General features: G+C 70.3%; 13 protein-coding genes. 5 read left to right on the top strand and 8 right to left on the bottom strand.

The features are described 5' to 3' along the window. Positions 1-427, top strand: a 427-nt coding sequence (locus V3T34_RS17440; protein ID WP_331369249.1) for a methyl-accepting chemotaxis protein, incomplete at its 5' end; no start/stop codon positions are given. A gap of 58 nt (positions 428-485) precedes the next feature. Here V3T34_RS17440 and V3T34_RS17445 read toward each other — a convergent pair. Next, positions 486-875, bottom strand: a complete 390-nt coding sequence (locus V3T34_RS17445; protein ID WP_091891190.1) for a hypothetical protein — start codon at positions 873-875, stop codon at positions 486-488. 509 nt (positions 876-1,384) lie between these two features. On the opposite strand from V3T34_RS17445, the gene V3T34_RS17450 reads away from it, so the two are divergent. Further along, positions 1,385-2,032, top strand: coding sequence for a QcrA and Rieske domain-containing protein (locus tag V3T34_RS17450; RefSeq protein ID WP_305079243.1), 648 nt, complete (start codon positions 1,385-1,387; stop codon positions 2,030-2,032). Positions 2,033-2,092: 60 nt separating this feature from the next. Continuing rightward, a complete protein-coding gene (locus tag V3T34_RS17455) occupies positions 2,093-3,871 on the top strand; it encodes a PQQ-dependent dehydrogenase, methanol/ethanol family (RefSeq protein WP_305079244.1) in 1,779 nt (592 codons plus the stop codon). 428 nt (positions 3,872-4,299) lie between these two features. Here V3T34_RS17455 and V3T34_RS17460 read toward each other — a convergent pair whose 3' ends face one another. From V3T34_RS17460 to V3T34_RS17475, 4 genes are all read right to left on the bottom strand, one after another. Next, the gene (locus tag V3T34_RS17460; RefSeq protein ID WP_305079245.1) at positions 4,300-5,649 is read right to left on the bottom strand and encodes a histidine kinase; all 1,350 of its coding nucleotides are present in this window, start codon (positions 5,647-5,649) and stop codon (positions 4,300-4,302) included. A gap of 73 nt (positions 5,650-5,722) precedes the next feature. Further along, positions 5,723-7,015: an adenylosuccinate synthase gene (locus V3T34_RS17465; RefSeq protein WP_060849734.1), complete on the bottom strand. Its 1,293-nt coding sequence runs from the start codon at positions 7,013-7,015 to the stop codon at positions 5,723-5,725. A gap of 162 nt (positions 7,016-7,177) precedes the next feature. Beyond that, complete coding sequence (locus tag V3T34_RS17470) at positions 7,178-7,540, bottom strand: hypothetical protein (RefSeq protein WP_060849735.1); 363 nt, start codon at positions 7,538-7,540, stop codon at positions 7,178-7,180. Positions 7,541-7,629: 89 nt separating this feature from the next. Continuing rightward, positions 7,630-8,481, bottom strand: a complete 852-nt coding sequence (locus V3T34_RS17475) for a D-amino-acid transaminase (RefSeq protein WP_305079246.1) — start codon at positions 8,479-8,481, stop codon at positions 7,630-7,632. Positions 8,482-8,678: 197 nt separating this feature from the next. Between V3T34_RS17475 and V3T34_RS17480 the strand changes: the two genes are divergently transcribed. Further along, positions 8,679-9,605: a dihydrodipicolinate synthase family protein gene (locus V3T34_RS17480; RefSeq protein ID WP_305079247.1), complete on the top strand. Its 927-nt coding sequence runs from the start codon at positions 8,679-8,681 to the stop codon at positions 9,603-9,605. Positions 9,606-9,659: 54 nt separating this feature from the next. Here the strand turns inward: V3T34_RS17480 and purB are convergent, their stop codons facing one another. Both purB and V3T34_RS17490 read right to left on the bottom strand, forming a co-directional pair. Continuing rightward, positions 9,660-10,967: an adenylosuccinate lyase gene (gene purB / locus V3T34_RS17485; RefSeq protein ID WP_305079248.1), complete on the bottom strand. Its 1,308-nt coding sequence runs from the start codon at positions 10,965-10,967 to the stop codon at positions 9,660-9,662. Positions 10,968-11,109: 142 nt separating this feature from the next. Continuing rightward, the gene (locus tag V3T34_RS17490) at positions 11,110-11,544 is read right to left on the bottom strand and encodes a CU044_2847 family protein (protein WP_244533704.1); all 435 of its coding nucleotides are present in this window, start codon (positions 11,542-11,544) and stop codon (positions 11,110-11,112) included. A gap of 510 nt (positions 11,545-12,054) precedes the next feature. On the opposite strand from V3T34_RS17490, the gene V3T34_RS17495 reads away from it, so the two are divergent. Beyond that, positions 12,055-13,791, top strand: coding sequence for a tetratricopeptide repeat protein (locus tag V3T34_RS17495; protein ID WP_331369250.1), 1,737 nt, complete (start codon positions 12,055-12,057; stop codon positions 13,789-13,791). Positions 13,792-13,829: 38 nt separating this feature from the next. On the opposite strand, the gene V3T34_RS17500 is transcribed toward V3T34_RS17495, so the two are convergent. Then, the gene (locus tag V3T34_RS17500; RefSeq protein ID WP_305079285.1) at positions 13,830-15,722 is read right to left on the bottom strand and encodes an autotransporter domain-containing protein; all 1,893 of its coding nucleotides are present in this window, start codon (positions 15,720-15,722) and stop codon (positions 13,830-13,832) included. Positions 15,723-15,872 lie beyond the last annotated feature (150 nt).

Below are 15,872 nucleotides of genomic sequence, written 5' to 3' on the forward strand. Positions count from 1 at the left end.
GGCCGGCGAGGCGGGCCGCGGCTTCGCGGTGGTCGCCGCCGAGGTCAAGGAGCTCGCCAGCCAGACCGCCAAGGCGACCGAGGAGATCGGCCAGCGCATCGGCCAGGTGCAGGGCGTGACCGCCCAGGCCGTCGGCGCCATCGGCGGCATCGCCGGGCGAATCGAGGAGATCTCGGGCGTCGCGGCCTCGATCGCCGCGGCGGTGGAGCAGCAGGGCGCCGCGACCCAGGAGATCGTCCGCAACGTCAGCCAGGCCGCGAGCGGCACGAGCGAGGTGACCGGCAACATCGCGGGCGTCGCCCGCGCCTCCGAGGATACCGGCGCGGCGGCCACCCAGGTTCTCGCCTCGGCCTCCGAGCTGTCGCGTCAGTCCGAACAGCTCTCGGCGGAGGTGCACCGCTTCCTCGACACCGTGCGGGCGGCGTAGGCCCTCCGCGTCGACGCGGCGATCACACGATGAAGGGCAGGCCGGTCGCGCCAGCCCTTCATCGCGTGACGGCGCGCATATGCGCGACGCGTTCCGCGGCCGGGAGCATCCGCGTCTCGATGGCGACCTGCTGGATCAGGAGCTGTCCGGCGTCGACGAACGTCCCGATATAGACGGTGACCGGATGGCCGCCCGCGCCGGTGCAGACGATCCGGATGCGACCCGTCTTGCCGTCCTTGGCTTCGCATTCCGCGCCGCCGGCCGTGATGCGCCGGAAGAAGGCCGGGGTTTCGCCGACGCCCACCGTCTCGCCGGCGCCGTCGGTCGCCGCGACCTGCAGCGGCCGTCCGGCCTCCATCAGGAGGTCGTGCCGGCTCCACTCGACGGCCTGCGCCGCGACAGGCTGGAGCATGAGGGCGAGGCCGCCCAGTGCGTGTCGGAACGTCATGCTCGGTCCTTCGCAGGGGGCGCCATCGGGCACGCGCCCGGCGGCGGAAGGCGGTCCCGCCGTGCCGGCTCTCCCGTCGCCGCGACCCTGCCGGGCGAGGCCGCGTCCGGCAAATCAAAAGTGCAGCCTTGTTCTTTATTATAATGTTATATCTTTATAATAATCTTATTATGATAAGATTGTCGTACCTACGTCCCCTCAATTTGTTGCAAGAAAGAAAATCATGGTGATATCCTTCGTCTAAGGCGCCTGCAGCAGCGCCATCCGACGGCGAAACATCAGGCCGGCGAGACGACAGGGAGGACATGACCGTGCGAAGCCCGAATAAGCCGGGCGTGATCGCGCGTGCAACGCACACAATTCTTGACATCGTCTTGCTGCGCCGCGGTGTCCGCACCGGAACGACCGCGCGCGTACTGGCCCGTGCCGCCTCGGGAGGCCGTTCCCTGCCGCGAGGGCCGCGCGGCCGAGACCCTGCACCAGACAGGTCCTTTGCGGAGAGAGTGCTCATGACCGACGAGACGACGCAGGAGCCGTACGCGTGCGGATGTGCCGGGGCGCCGTTGCCGCGCCGCAGCCTCCTCACGGCGGGGCTCGCGCTGCTTCTCGCCCCCGCCGACGCCTTTGCCGCCGGAGAGCCGGGCAACGCTGCCAACGCATCGACCGTCAGGACGCCGAATCCCAAGGCGATCCGCCCGCAACCCGGCGATACCTTCGCGTATCTCAGCGGCGAGGCCAAGGACCAGAAGGTCATGGCGGCCGACCTCAAGGTCGGCGATCCGCCGCGCCTCGTCTATCCGGTCGATCCGGCGACGGGGACGATTCGCAGCGGCTCGCGGGTCAACCAGATCCTGCTGATCCGCACCGATCCCGCCGCCCTGACCGCGGCCACGGCGCCGCGCTCGGCGGACGGCCTCGTCGCCTATTCGGCGGTCTGCACCCACAACGGCTGTCCGATCACGCTCCTCAACGAGGACGGCCGGTCGGTGGTCTGCACCTGCCACGGCTCGCGCTTCGATCTCGCCGACAACGGCACCGTGCTGACCGGCCCGGCCACCCGCCGCCTCGCCGGGCTGCCGATCGCCGTGACCGACGGGGCGGTCACGGTCGCAGGCGCGTTCGTCGGCGCCCTCGGCGCGGCCCCGTCGCAGCAATAACCGGTCGCGAGAACCGGAAAAGACGCTTTCGCCACACGACGCTTCTGGGAGGTCAACGCCATGATCAAGACCCTGTCCGCGGCCCTGCTCGGCTCCGTCCTCGTGCCCGCCCTCGCCGCGGCGGCGCCGCTGAAGACCTACTCGACCGTCACCCAGGAACGGCTCTCCAACCCGGAGCCCGAGAACTGGCTGATGGCCAAGGGCAACTATGCCGGCTGGAGCTATACGCCGCTCGATCAGGTCAATGCCGGCAATGTCAAGTCGCTGAGGCCGGTCTGGAGCTACTCCACCGGCGTGACCTCCGGCCACGAGGCGCCGCCGATCGTCAACAACGGCGTCATGTATGTCGCCACGCCCTACAACCAGGTCATCGCCATGGACGCGAAGACCGGCGAGTCGGTCTGGCGCTACAAGCGCGACTTCCCCGAGGGCTTCAGCGCCTTCCACTACACCAATCGCGGCGTCGCCCTGTGGGGCGACAAGGTCTACGTCGCCGGCCTCGATTGCCGGCTCGTCGCCCTCGACGCGAAGACCGGCAAGGTGGCGTGGGAGGCCGAGGTCTGCGACTGGACGCAAGGCGCCTACATCACCTCTGCCCCGGTCGCGGTGAACGGCAAGATCATGATCGGCCCGTCCGGGGGCGAGTTCGGCGTGCGCGGCTTCCTCAAGGCCTTCGACGCGGAGACCGGCAAGGAGGACTGGACCTTCTGGGCCGTGCCGGCTCCCGGCCAGCCGGGCTCCGAGACCTGGCCGAAGGAGGGCCGCTGGAAGGACGCCTGGAAGATCGGCGGCGGCACGATGTGGATGCCGGGCAACTACGACGCCAAGAACGGGGTGCTGTACTGGGGCGTCGGCAACGGCTCGCCCTGGCTCGGCGACCAGCGGCCCGGCGACAACCTCTACGTCGCCTCGGTCGTCGCGCTGAACCCGGCGGACGGCACGATCAAGAGCCACTTCCAGTACCACTGGAACGATTCCTGGGACTGGGCCGCGATGAACGCCCCGACCCTGATCGAGCTCGACCGCGACGGCAAGAAGGTGCCGGCGATGATCAGCGCCCAGCGCAACGGCTATCTCTACCGGCTCGGCCGCACCGATGGCGGCCAGATCAGCTTCCTCGACGCCCGGCCCTTCGTGAAGAACACGGTCTTTTCCAGCGTCGACCCGAAGACCGGCCGGCCGACCTACAACCAGGCCGGCGTGCCCGGCACCGGCCGGGCCGGCACCTATTGCCCGAGCGTGTGGGGCGGCAAGGACTGGCCCTACGAGTCCTTCAACCCGAAGACCGGGATGCTCTACGTCCCGTTCAACGACAATCACTGCATGACCTACGAGGGTAAGGTCCAGGAGCGGGTCCCCGGCCAGTGGTCGGCCGGCGTCGACATCACCGACATCAAGCTCCTGATCGATAAGGACGTGAAATATATCGGCGGCATCCAGGCCATCGACGTCAACACCAACAAGGAGGTCTGGCGCGACACTTACGCAAAGTCGTGGATGTGGGGCTCGATCCTGTCGACGGCCACCGACCTAATCTTCACCGGCGGCACCAGCGACCGGATGTTCCGGGCCTACGACGCCAAGTCCGGCAAGGAGCTGTGGAGCTTCAAGACCAACTCCGGGATCATCTCGCCGCCGATCAGCTACGCCATCGACGGCAAGCAGTACATCGCGGTCGTCTCGGGCTGGGGCGTCGATTCCGCCCTGGTCCAGGGCATCATGGCCGACGAGCACGGCTGGGAGAAGGACTTCCCCCAGGGCGGGACGGTCTGGGTCTTCGCCGTCGACGACGAGAGGGCGCCGGAGAAGCGGGCCGAGGCCGGGTCGTCCACCCGGTAGTCCGGCGGGGCGTCCCCGAGACGAGAGACGCGCGGATCTGCCGCTCTCCCCGTGCGGCCTTGGGCCCGCGGGGAGAGCGGAGGCCGTCGCTCTTCCTTCGCCCGGGGCGGGCCCTCGGTCCCCCTAGAGCGCTTCACGATCGCGCTGCAATCGCGAAGCTCTCCAAGTCTTTGTTTTGTCGCATTTTCTGCGACGAACCGGTTCCCACGTCGTCGGAAGCTGCTCTAGCGGGCCGCCCCGGCGTCAGGAAATGCAGGATAGCCAGCCCGCCGGGCTACCTTGGCGAAGCCGTCGATCATCGAGCGACCCGGGCCCGCGCGGGGGCGGAATCGAGGCCGACCCGGGACGGCTCCCGGAAACCCTGCGAAGGCACTGCCTCTCGGTGCCGTGGCCGCGGCGGCGGGCGCGCGATCAAGCGCGCCGGTGCCTCACGGCTGCCACTGCTCGAACGCCTCGCGCATCACCTTCTCGCCGGCATTGCCCTTCTCGAAGGTCAGGATCGCCCGGTTGCCGTTGGCGTAGCGGATCGGCAGGTCGATCCAGTTGCGCTTGAGCAGGAGGTCGGTGTTGCGCTCGATGTCGGCCTTCAGGTTCGACAGGCCGATCAGGAACAGGTTGTCGCGCACCGGCACCGGCAGGCCGGAGACCGGCGAGCCGCGGCCGGTCTCGTCGTCCTTGAACTGGATCAGCCCGACATCGCGCACCGTGCGGTTGGCGTCGGTCGCCGTGAAGGTCAGCTCGATGATGTGCGAGGCCGGCAGGGTCGCGTCGGTGTTGCGGCGCAGGACCAGGGCGAGGTTCAGGCCCGCCTCCGGCACGTCGATCGTCGCCCGCACCACGGTCTGGAGCGGCTGGCCCTGGCCGGCATTGACGGCATCCAGGCGCCAGACCACCCGGGCCTGCGTCGCCTTCGGGGCCGAGCCCTGCGGGCCGTTCTCCTCGTAGAGCGTGCCGCGCTGCGCCACCGCGATGTCGGGCGTCGGCGCGGGCCGGGCGGTCCCGCCCTGCGGCGCGGCCGGCGGGGGAGCGGGCGCCTGGGCGGCCCGATCGCCCCCGACCCGGTCGGCGAACTTCGAATCCTGGTTCTCGGCCGGCCGGTTGGGGCCGTTCTCGGCAAAGCCCGTCGGCAGGGCGGCCGGGTTGTCGCGCAGGGACCAGGCGGTGACCGCGATGGCGCCGACCACCGCCGCCAGCACCGCCGCCACGATGCCGTTGCGCGCCAGCCGCGAGCGGTCGCGCTTGGGCGCCACCACGTCGAGGCGCGGACGCTGCGGGCCGGAGCCTGCCGCCTCGCCGGCCAAGTCCTCGGCCGCCGGCTCGGGCGTGCGCGGGCGGGACGGCGGCAGCTTCAGCTCGACCGGCGGACCGGCCTCCGGCAGGGCGTCGGCGGTGTGGGGGGCGGGCGGCGCGACCGGGGGTGCGGGGAGCGGCGCGGGCGGCGTGGCGCGGGGCAGGCCGTTCGCCTCCGGCGCGGGGGCCGGGGGCGCCTCAGCGGCGGCCGGTTCGGGGTCGCGCGGGGGCTCCTTAGCGGCCTCCTTCGGGGGGTCCGGGAGGGCGGGCTCCGGCTGGCCGCCATGCTCGGTCTCGAGCCGGGCGATCGCCCGGTCGAGCGAGACCCGCTCGGCCTCGATGTCGGCCTCGGACAGCGGCGGGTCGAGGGAGCGGAGCTGGCCGATCAGCGCCGCGCGGGCGCGCTCGTAGACCGTGTGCCGCAAATCGGGCGAACGGTCCGGCAGGGCCTCGAGGGCGCGGGCGAGCAGGGGGTAATAGTCGGCCATGGTCGCCGCATGCCTTGTCGTGCGGGGCGGCGGGCGTCAAGCTTCGCCCGCCGGGATGCGCGCGGGATCCCGCTCAATCCTCGAAGGGGTTGTGGACCAGGATGGTGTCGTCCCGCTCCGGCGAGGTCGAGAGCAGCGCCACAGGCGCGCCGATCAGCTCCTCGATGCGGCGCACGTACTTGATCGCCTGGGCCGGCAGGTCGGCCCAGGAGCGGCCGCCCGCGGTGGTCTCGCTCCAGCCCTCGAAGGCCTCGTAGATCGGCTCGACCCGGGCCTGGTCGGCCTGGCTCGCCGGCAGGTGGTCGATCACGCGGCCGTCGAGGCGGTAGCCGGTGCAGATCTGGATCGTCTCGAAGCCGTCGAGGATGTCGAGCTTGGTGAGCGCGATGCCGTTGATCCCGGAGGTCCGCACGGTCTGGCGCACCAGGGCGGCATCGAACCAGCCGCAGCGGCGCTTGCGCCCCGTCACGACGCCGAACTCGCGGCCGCGCTCGCCGATCCGCTCGCCGATCGCGTCGGTGAGCTCGGTCGGGAACGGCCCCTCGCCGACCCGGGTGGTGTAGGCCTTGACGATGCCGAGCACGTAGCCGATCGCGCCCGGGCCGAGGCCCGACCCCGTCGCCGCCTGCGCGGCCACGATGTTGGAGGACGTCACGTACGGGTAGGTGCCGTGGTCGACGTCGAGGAGGGCGCCTTGCGCGCCCTCGAACAGGATGCGCTTGCCGGCGCGGCGGGCGTCGTCGAGGAGCGACCACACCGTGTCGGCGAAGGGCAGGATCTTGGGGGCGATGGCGAGCAGCTCGGCCTTCAGCGCCGCGCCGTCGATCTCGTCGATGCCCAGGCCCCGGCGCAGGGCGTTGTGGTGGGCCAGCAGCCGGCCGATCTTGGCGTCGAGCATCTCGGCATCGGCGAGGTCGACGACGCGGATCGCCCGGCGGCCGACCTTGTCCTCGTAGGCCGGGCCGATGCCGCGCTTGGTGGTGCCGATCTTGAGCACCGCGTTCGAGGTCTCGCGGAAGTGATCGAGCTCGCGGTGCAGCGGCAGGATCAGGGTCGCGTTGTCGGCGATGCGCAGGTTCTCCGGCGTGATCGCCACGCCCTGCTGGCCGATCTTCGCGATCTCCTCGACGAGGTGCCAGGGATCGACCACGACGCCGTTGCCGATGACCGACAGCGTGCCGCCGCGCACCACGCCCGACGGCAGCAGCGACAGCTTGTAGGTCACGCCGTCGATGACGAGGGTATGGCCGGCATTGTGCCCGCCCTGGAAGCGCACCACGACGTCGGCCTGCTCGGAGAGCCAGTCGACGATCTTGCCCTTGCCCTCGTCGCCCCACTGGGCGCCCACGACGACGACGTTCGCCATATCAAAAACCCGTCCCTGCCCCGCCACGCGAAAAGCCCCGGCGCGTGCTAGGCGCGGGGCTGATCGGCTTGCGGATGGTGTCACGCGTCTGCGCTCTTCGGCGATCCGGGCCGGGAAATCAAGCTGGGCCCGGGAGATGCCCCGGATGCGCGGCGCGAGCCGCTACTTCGCCTCGGTGCCCGGGCCCTGGCCCGGCAGCTCGCCGGGCTTGATCACCGGGGTCGAGTTCGGGGTCGGCTCCGGGGGCTTCACCGCCATGTCCGGCGTGCCGGTGGCCGGCGGCTTGATCACGCCGTCCGAGCGCTGGAGCTTGTCGCTCAGCGTCGAGCCGGTGGTGTCGGACTTGTCGGCGTTCGAGGTCGCGTCGCCGGGCCGGACCTTCTCGGGGATGGTCTGGTTCAGCGGCGGCAGGTTCGGGTCGCGGTCGCGCCCCTTCAGGGGCACCTCGGGCGACTGGGCGAGGGCGGCGGTGGCGCCGGCGACGATCGCCAGCGCGGCGAGCCCGCCACGCATCAGCTTGGACATCGGGTTTCTCCTGCGAGTGGAGTCTCCCGAAGGAAACCGGGCCGGCTCCCGAGGGTTCCGGCCGCGCTTGGTCTCGGCCGTCCTTGCCGTCAGCTCGCCCTGGCCATCTCCAGGTAGAGGTCGCGCAGGCGCCGGGTCATCGGACCGGGCTGGCCGCCGCCGACGCGCGTCCCGTCGATCTCGATCACCGGCATCACGAAGGCCGAGGCCGAGGTGAAGAACGCCTCGGCGGCGGCTTGCGCCTCCGCCACCGTGAAGGCGCGCTCCTCGACGGTGAGCCCGTTCTCCTCGGCGAGCCGCATCACCGCCCGGCGGGTGATGCCGGGAAGGAGTGCGGTCGAGAGCGGGCGGGTGACGATGCGGTTGTCCTCGGTGATGATGAAGGCGGTGGAGGAGCCGCCCTCGGTCACGAAGCCGTCCTCGTGCATCCAGGCCTCGGCGACGCCCGCCGCCGCCGCCTGCTGCTTGGCCAGCACCTGCGCGAGCAGAGCCACCGACTTGATGTCCCGGCGCTTCCAGCGCAGGTCCTCGACGGTGATGACCTTGGCGCCGCGCTCGGCCAGCGGGTTCGCCGAGACGGTCTTGGCTTGCGTGAACATCACCACGGTCGGCGGCGTGCCCTCGGGCGGGAAGGCGAAGTCGCGCTCGGCGACGCCGCGGGTCACCTCCATGTAGACGAGGCCTTCCGTGAGGCCGTTGCGGGTGACCAGCTCCTCCTCGAGCTTCGTCCACTCGACGATCGTGTGGGGGTTGCGGATGCCGATCTCGGCGAGCGACCGGTCGAGGCGGGCGAGGTGGGCCTCGTTGTCGACGAGGCGCCCGTCCAGCACCGCGCTCACCTCGTAGATCCCGTCGGCGAACAGGAACCCGCGGTCCATGATCGGGATCGTCGCCTCCTCGAAGGGCACGAAGCGGCCGTTGACGTAGACGATGCGGGACATGGCGGGCCTTCCTCTCGCGGGGCCGACGGCGCGGCCGTGCACGAACAAGAGGTCCTTGAAGCATCAGCCGGCGCCCGGCGGCAAGCGCGATTCCGGCCGCCCCGCCCTGCACGATTCGGGCGGGCCCCCGGCGCGCGCGGCGGTTGCGCTCGGTTGCGCGCGCGACCTATCGTCCGTCGACACGGAGAGGACACGACATGCGGCTCACCCCCGACGCGAAGGGCGTTTTCCCCATCGCCCCGACCCCGTTCCACCCGGACGGCCGCATCGACGAGGCCTCGATCGACCGGATGACCGATTTCTACGGCGAGATCGGCGCGACCGGCCTCACCGTGCTGGGCATGATGGGCGAGGCGCCCAAGCTCGACGGCGCCGAGGCGATCGCGGTCGCCTCCCGGGTGATCCGGCGCACCAGGCTTCCCGTCATCATCGGCGTCTCGGCCCCGGGCTTCGCCGCCATGGGCTCGCTCGCCCGCGCGGTGATGGAGGCGGGCGCGGCCGGCGTGATGATCGCGCCGCCGCCGTCCCTGCGCACCGACGACCAGATCGTCGGCTACTACGCCCAGGCCGCCGAGGTGATCGGCCCCGACGTGCCGTTCGTGATCCAGGACTACCCGCTGACCCTGAGCGTGGTGATGACGCCCGGCGTGATCCGCCGCATCGTCGCCGACAACGCCAATTGCGTGATGCTCAAGCACGAGGACTGGCCGGGCCTCGAGAAGATCTCCGCGCTGCGCGCCTTCCAGCGCGACGGGTCGATGCGGCCGATCTCGATCCTGTGCGGCAACGGCGGCCTCTTCCTCGACTTCGAGTGCGAGCGCGGCGCCGACGGGGCCAATACCGGCTACGCCTTCCCGGAGATGCTGGTGGATGTCGTCCGCCTCTCCGCAGCCGGCGAGCGCGCGCAGGCGCACGACATCTTCGACGCCCACCTGCCGCTCCTGCGCTACGAGCAGCAGCCCGGCGTCGGCCTCGCGGTGCGCAAATACGTGCTGATGCGCCGGGGCATCCTCGCTTCGGACGCCCAGCGCAAGCCGGCCGGCGGGCTGTCGGCGACGGCCCGCGCCGAGGTGGACTTCTTGCTGGAACGCCTGGGGTGGCACGACCCGCGGGCGCGGGTCTGACCGCCCGCTCGTCCCGGGGCCTCCGCAAAAAGAGCCCCGGGACGTGTTCGGCGATCAGGCCTCGCCAAACACCCGCCGGAAGATCGTGTCGACGTGCTTGAGGTGGTAGCCGAGGTCGAAGCACTCGGCGATGGCCTCGGGCTTCAGCGCCGCGGTCACCTCCTGGTCGGCCTGGAGCAGGGTGAGGAAGTCGCCCTCGCCGCGCCAGACCGGCATCGCGTTGCGCTGGACCAGCCGATAGGCGTCCTCGCGCGACACGCCGGCCTGGGTCAGCGCCAGCAGCACCCGCTGCGAGTGGACGAGGCCGCCGAGCCGGTCGAGGTTGCGCTGCATCTGCTCGGGGTAGACCAGCAGCTTGTCGACCACGCCGGTGAGGCGGGCGAGCGCGAAGTCGAGGGTGACGGTCGCGTCCGGGCCGATCATCCGCTCGACCGAGGAATGCGAGATGTCGCGCTCGTGCCAGAGCGCCACGTTCTCCATCGCCGGGAGCGCGTAGGACCGCACCATGCGGGCAAGGCCCGTGAGGTTCTCGGTCAGCACCGGGTTGCGCTTGTGCGGCATCGCCGAGGAGCCCTTCTGGCCCTCGGAGAAGTACTCTTCGGCTTCCAGCACCTCGGTGCGCTGCAGGTGACGCACCTCGATCGACAGCCGCTCGATCGACGAGGCGACGACGCCGAGCACCGCGAAGAACATCGCGTGGCGGTCGCGCGGGATGACCTGGGTCGAGACCGGCTCGACCGTGAGGCCCATCTGGGCGGCGACGTATTCTTCCACCCGCGGATCGATGTTGGCGAAGGTGCCGACGGCGCCGGAGATGGCGCAGGTCGCGATCTCGGCGCGGGCCGCGACGAGACGGGCGCGGGCGCGCTCGAACTCGGCATAGGCCTGGGCGAGCTTGAGCCCGAAGGTCACCGGCTCGGCGTGGATGCCGTGCGAGCGGCCGATCGTCGGGGTGAGCTTGTGCTCGAAGGCCCGGCGCTTGAGCGCGGCGAGCAGCCCGTCGATGTCGGCGATGAGCAGGTCGGCGGCGCGGGCGAGCTGCACGTTGAGACAGGTGTCGAGCACGTCCGAGGAGGTCATGCCCTGGTGGACGAACCGCGCCTCGGGGCCGACGATCTCGGCGAGGTGGGTCAGGAACGCGATCACGTCGTGCTTGGTGACGCGCTCGATCTCGTCGATCCGTGCGACGTCGAACACCGCGTCGCGGCCCTTCTCCCACACCTTCGCGGCGGCCTCCTTCGGCACGACGCCGAGTTCGGCGAGCGCGGTCGTGGCATGGGCCTCGATCTCGAACCAGATCCGGAAACGCGCTTCCGGCGACCAGATCGCCGTCATCTCGGGCCGGCTGTAGCGGGGGATCATCGTCGGGGCTCCTGCTCGTCGGGGCGGGGGGTAATGCCGCGACGGCTAGGGGAAGCGGGTCGAGAAGGCAAGGAAGGGGAGGGCGGTGGCCTGCGCCGCCCACCGGTGCATGCCTTTCCCTCGTCCCGGCGACTTGCCCCGGCTATTTGCCTTTTCCCAAGGTCAGCGTGACCTCGAACTCGGCCTCGGTGTCGCCCGAGACGATCCACAGGTCGCACTCGCCGGTGAGCGAGGCGCCGAACTCCATCTTGATCCCGTCCGGCCGGTTCGGCAGGGCGCCGACCGTCTCCTCCATCGCCTTCACCAGGCCGGCGAGCGAGCCGAGCGCCGCCTCGAACTGTCCTTGGTCTTGCGCGCGACGTCGTCGGCGATGCCGATCTCCCCCATCGCCCCGCCCTCGGGCGCGCCGATCAGGACTTGGTGCCCGTCCGGCAATTCGACTATCATCCGGGCCGTCATGATCTGGATCTCCGCCGCTCGATGATTCAGAAGAGCCTCGTCTACATCTACGCGACTCATCCACGGCGGACTTTCGTCGGCTGCGGCGCGTTCGTAGAGGGTGGCTACGTCGCGACATGCCGTCACGTCTGGATGACGGCGACGGCAAAACACGGAGGCACTGAGACGCAGGTCGAGATCGTCTTTCCTTATCATCGCGATCCCGCCGCGTCCGCCATCGTCGGATCGCTCTTGAGCGACTGTGATCTCGGCCGGGGACCTGCGCCGAACCTGGTGCTCCTGTCGCCCAGTGCGGTCCCGCCCGACATCGTTGCCATGCAGGCCGCCGCCGACACGGGCAGGGAGACGGGGGAGGCACAGGGCTTGGCCGGGTTGGTCGATCCCGGGCGTCCGGGCGGCCCGTTCCAGGTCGAGATCATAGGGAAGCTCGCCGAGATGATCGGTGCGGATGGACTGCAGCAGTTCACCGGCGCGAATTCCGCCGGCTATTGGCCGAAGCGCGGCTCCAGCGGCTCACCCGTCTTCCTGACCAGGGGCCAGCAGCTACCAGGGGCCAGCAGCTCGCCGGCATCCTCAGCCTCGCGACCTTCCAGGCGAATGCCGGGAGACCCATCTCCGGGAAGCCTACGTGGTGCCCGGTACGGTCGTCCGGGAGCATCTCATCGCGTTCCAGGCCCTTCCGGTCGCGAGGGAGAAGCATATTCCGGTTGCCAATTTGCAGGACATTCTCGAAAGACTTGGAGCTCAGAATATGGCGGTCGCCGACATTCCGAAGCTGCTGCGGGAGTACATCAAGGCGTCCCGGGCCCATGGCCGAAAGCCGCCGGCCCCGTCGAACGATGTCGACATCGCTGCCACCGTCGAGCGGTCGCGAAGCCTGGTTCAGGATCTCAAGCCGAGCGAAGCCCTGAGCGTCCTGACCGCACGCATCGCCGAGGAGAACGAAGCGCATGCACGGCGCCTGATTCCGCTCCTGAAGGAGCAGGCCGAGGTGCAGCGCATCGTGTCCGATCATACCGGCAGGTTGGCGATACTTGAGGAAATCGCGCGGATTGGCGGTTCCGATGCAGCTTTGTGGGGCGAGATCGGCGATATCCAAATCTTGCTGGGAAGCAGCCAGGATGCGCTAGGAGCCTATCACCGCGCTCGTTCTGCAGCGATGGCGGATCAAGACGAACGCAATATCTCGAACAGTCACGAGCGGATCGGCGACGTTCTGGTGGCGCAGGGTGATGGAGCCGAAGCTCTGGGGGCGTACCAAGCGTCGCTCGCGCTCCGCACCGCTCTCGCTCAGCGCGATCCGGCCAACACGGAGTGGCAGCGCGATTTGTCGGTCAGTCACAATAAGATCGGCGACGTTCTGGTGGCGCAGGGCGATGGAGCCGGAGCCCTGGCGGCCTACCAGGCTTCGCTCGCGCTCCGCACCGCTCTCGCTCAGCGCGATCCGGCCAACACGGAGTGGCAGCGCGACCTGTCGGTCAGTCACGACCGGATCGGCGACATTCTGGTGGCGCAGGGTGATGGAGCCGGAGCCCTGGCGGCGTACCAGGCTTCGCTCGCGCTCCGCACCGCTCTCGCTCAGCGCGATCCGGCCAACACTCAGTGGCAGCGCGACCTGTCGGTCGGTCACAGTAAGATCGGCGACGTTCTGGTGGTGCAGGGTGATCGAGCCGGAGCCCTGGCGGCGTACCAAGCCGGGCTAGACATTGCCCGGAGCCTCGCTCGGCGCGATCCGGCCAACACGGAGTGGCAGCGCGACCTGTCGATCAGTCACAGTAAGATCGGCGACATTCTGGTGGCGCAGGGCGATGGAGCCGGAGCCCTGGCGGCGTACCAGGCTTCGCTCGCGCTCCGCACCGCTCTCGCTCAGCGCGATCCGGCCAACACTCAGTGGCAGCGCGATCTATCGGTCAGCCACAGTAAGATCGGCGACGTTCTGGTGGCGCAAGGTGATGGAGCCGGAGCCCTGGCGGCGTACCAAGCGGGACAGGACATTGCCCGGGGCCTCGCTCAGCGCGATCCGGCCAACACGGAGTTCCAGCGCGATCTGTCGGTCAGTCACAACAAGATCGGCGACGTTCTAGTGTCGCAGGGTGATGGAGCCGGAGCCCTGGCGGCGCACCAAGCGGGGCTGGACATTGCCCGGAGCCTCGCTCAGCGCGATCCGGCCAACACTCAGTGGCAGCGCGACCTCGTGGTTTCCAACGTCAACTTGTCGAAGGTCGTCAAGACAGGAAAACGCGCCTATCTCGAACGCGCCCTTCAGATCGTGCGCGACCTCTACGAAACCAACCGTCTCGCGCCAGTCGATGCCTGGATGCTGGACGACCTCACCCGCCGCCTCAACGACTTCCCAGACGAGTAGGTGACCGGTGGTGCGGACCGGTAGCAGCCCGCGCCACCTCAGAACCGCATCGTCAGCCCGCCATTCACCGCATACCCATCCCCACCCGTCCGGGCGAAGGTGGTGCCACCGGTGAGCGTCAGGCTCACGCCCGGCGTCACGTCGGCGGCAAGGCCCGCCTCGACGAGGCCGTAGGTGCCCCGCGCCCCGCGGCCGAGCGGGGTGAGGATCGGCAGGAGCGGCGTCGAGGTGAAGGAGGTCGTCAGCGTCCGGCCGCCGTCCAGGAATTCGTGCTCGGCGGTGACGTTGACGAAGGCGCGGACCGGCAGGCCGACGAGGTGGAAGGGCGCGGCGCGGACCTGCACGCCGGCGCGGCCGACCAGCGACTCGAGACCCGTGGCGCCGACGGCCTGCGTCAGCACCGGATCGCCCCGCTCGGTATAGGCGCCGACCCGGGTGGTGGCGTAGGTCAGGCCGACGATCGGGCCGAGGCGAACGGGGCCGAAGGTGTCGAACAGGTAGCCGGCCTTGGCCGCCACCGCGACGCTGTCGCCACTGGCGGCGCCGTTCAGCGGGTCGACCACGCCGGGGCGGGTCACGGCATAGTGGTGGCGGCCATAGGCCAGCACCGCGTCGGCGAAGAGGTTCGTACCGGTGAACGAGCCGTAGGCGGCAAAGCCGTAGCTGTCGACGTCGATCGCGCCGGCGCCGCCGCGCAGGTTGGCGTGCGGGTTGGCGTAGTTGAAGGCGAAGCCGAAGCGCACGCCCGGCATCGGCGTGGCCTCGAGCCCGATCGTGCCGCTCGGGCTGTCGTAATCGTAGCCGGTGGCGAATCCCCGGCTGGCGCGGCTGCCGCCGGCGTATCCGCCCTGTCCCCACACGATGAGCGGGCTCGCCGGGGCGCCGAGCGGGGCGACGCCGGTGCTGCCGAGGGCGCCGGTCGTCGCGCCGGGAGCGGGGGCGAAGAGCCGGTAGGCGTCGAGGCGCTGGAGCAGGGCGCCCGCGAAGCTGGTGGTGCCGATCTGGCCGAGCTCGGCCTGGGCGGCGATGCCGTTCGGCGCGGCGAGCGCGTTCGCCATGTAGCGCGACAGGACGAGGTAGCCGCCCTCGGTCAGGTGCACGCCGTCGAGGGAGAGAAACGTGTTCTGCACCGCCTTCGGGGCGCCGATGCAGGCGGCGACGAGGGCGCAAGGCGTGGTGGTGTTGGCGAACCCGTAGCGGCCCGGATCGGCGATGATGCGCTGGAAGATCTGGCCGTTGTCGAGGAGGAAGATCCGGGTGCCGGCGGCGGAATACGGCGCGAGGCCGGCCTGCAGCCCGTCGAAATAGGTGCGGGCGAAGAGGTCTGCCGCCGGGGCGTTGCCGGAGGCGGCGACCCGCGGCAGGCCGTTCAGGGTGGTGAAGCCGTTGAACACGATCGTCTGCGCGCCGGCGCCGACGAGCTGCCCGACGCTGCCGACGGCGTTCGCCGACGAGATCCGGCCGAGCAGCGGCGCCTGGGCGGCGGTGAGCCCCGACAGCGCCGCGCCGATGCCGTCGTTGCCGCCGATGTTGATGGCCACGAGGTCGCCGGCGCCGAGGCGCTGGCCGCGGGCCAGGAACGCCGCCACCTCCTGGGTCAGGCCGGGCAGCAGGGCCGAGCCGACATTGCCGGTGCCGGTCTGGGCGCCGCCGACGGCGTAGTTCGTCACCGCGGCATCCGGCAGGCCGTAGAGCGCCTGCAGCCCGTCGACGAAGTTGGCGCCGTTGGAGTAGCGGCCGTTCACGTAGGGAAAGCCGAGGGGACGGCCGGTGAGGCGCACGACGTTGCCGGTATCGGCGTAGCTGTCGCCGAACACGGTGAGCCCGGTCACGCCCTGCGCGCTCGCGCCCTCGACGCCCGCGAGCGCCGTGCCGGCGAGCCACGCGGCGATCAGACCTGCCCGGCGCAACCGCCCGAAATCCTTGCCCATCCGTCGTCTCCCCCGGGGCCTGCGGCGTCGTGGCACCGCTTCGGCACGAGGATGGGGCAGGGCCGGACGAGTTCGGTCAAGCTTCGTCCGGGCGGGTTACGAAGGCGAAAAAGAAAAGGCCCGGTCCTGTGGCCGGGCGGCGACAGGAAT

This window comes from Methylobacterium ajmalii (assembly GCF_036448855.1).
GTDB lineage: Bacteria > Pseudomonadota > Alphaproteobacteria > Rhizobiales > Beijerinckiaceae > Methylobacterium > Methylobacterium ajmalii.

What these genes read in the sequence shown, in the direction of transcription:
- V3T34_RS17465 (WP_060849734.1), bottom strand. Translation starts at nt 7,015, where the DNA reads ATGGCGAACGTCGTCGTCGTGGGCGCCCAGTGGGGCGACGAGGGCAAG.
- V3T34_RS17455 (WP_305079244.1), top strand. Translation starts at nt 2,093, where the DNA reads ATGATCAAGACCCTGTCCGCGGCCCTGCTCGGCTCCGTCCTCGTGCCC.
- V3T34_RS17490 (WP_244533704.1), bottom strand. Translation starts at nt 11,544, where the DNA reads ATGTCGCGACGTAGCCACCCTCTACGAACGCGCCGCAGCCGACGAAAG.
- purB (WP_305079248.1), bottom strand. Translation starts at nt 10,967, where the DNA reads ATGATCCCCCGCTACAGCCGGCCCGAGATGACGGCGATCTGGTCGCCG.
- V3T34_RS17470 (WP_060849735.1), bottom strand. Translation starts at nt 7,540, where the DNA reads ATGTCCAAGCTGATGCGTGGCGGGCTCGCCGCGCTGGCGATCGTCGCC.
- V3T34_RS17475 (WP_305079246.1), bottom strand. Translation starts at nt 8,481, where the DNA reads ATGTCCCGCATCGTCTACGTCAACGGCCGCTTCGTGCCCTTCGAGGAG.
- V3T34_RS17480 (WP_305079247.1), top strand. Translation starts at nt 8,679, where the DNA reads ATGCGGCTCACCCCCGACGCGAAGGGCGTTTTCCCCATCGCCCCGACC.
- V3T34_RS17450 (WP_305079243.1), top strand. Translation starts at nt 1,385, where the DNA reads ATGACCGACGAGACGACGCAGGAGCCGTACGCGTGCGGATGTGCCGGG.
- V3T34_RS17445 (WP_091891190.1), bottom strand. Translation starts at nt 875, where the DNA reads ATGACGTTCCGACACGCACTGGGCGGCCTCGCCCTCATGCTCCAGCCT.
- V3T34_RS17500 (WP_305079285.1), bottom strand. Translation starts at nt 15,722, where the DNA reads ATGGGCAAGGATTTCGGGCGGTTGCGCCGGGCAGGTCTGATCGCCGCG.
- V3T34_RS17460 (WP_305079245.1), bottom strand. Translation starts at nt 5,649, where the DNA reads ATGGCCGACTATTACCCCCTGCTCGCCCGCGCCCTCGAGGCCCTGCCG.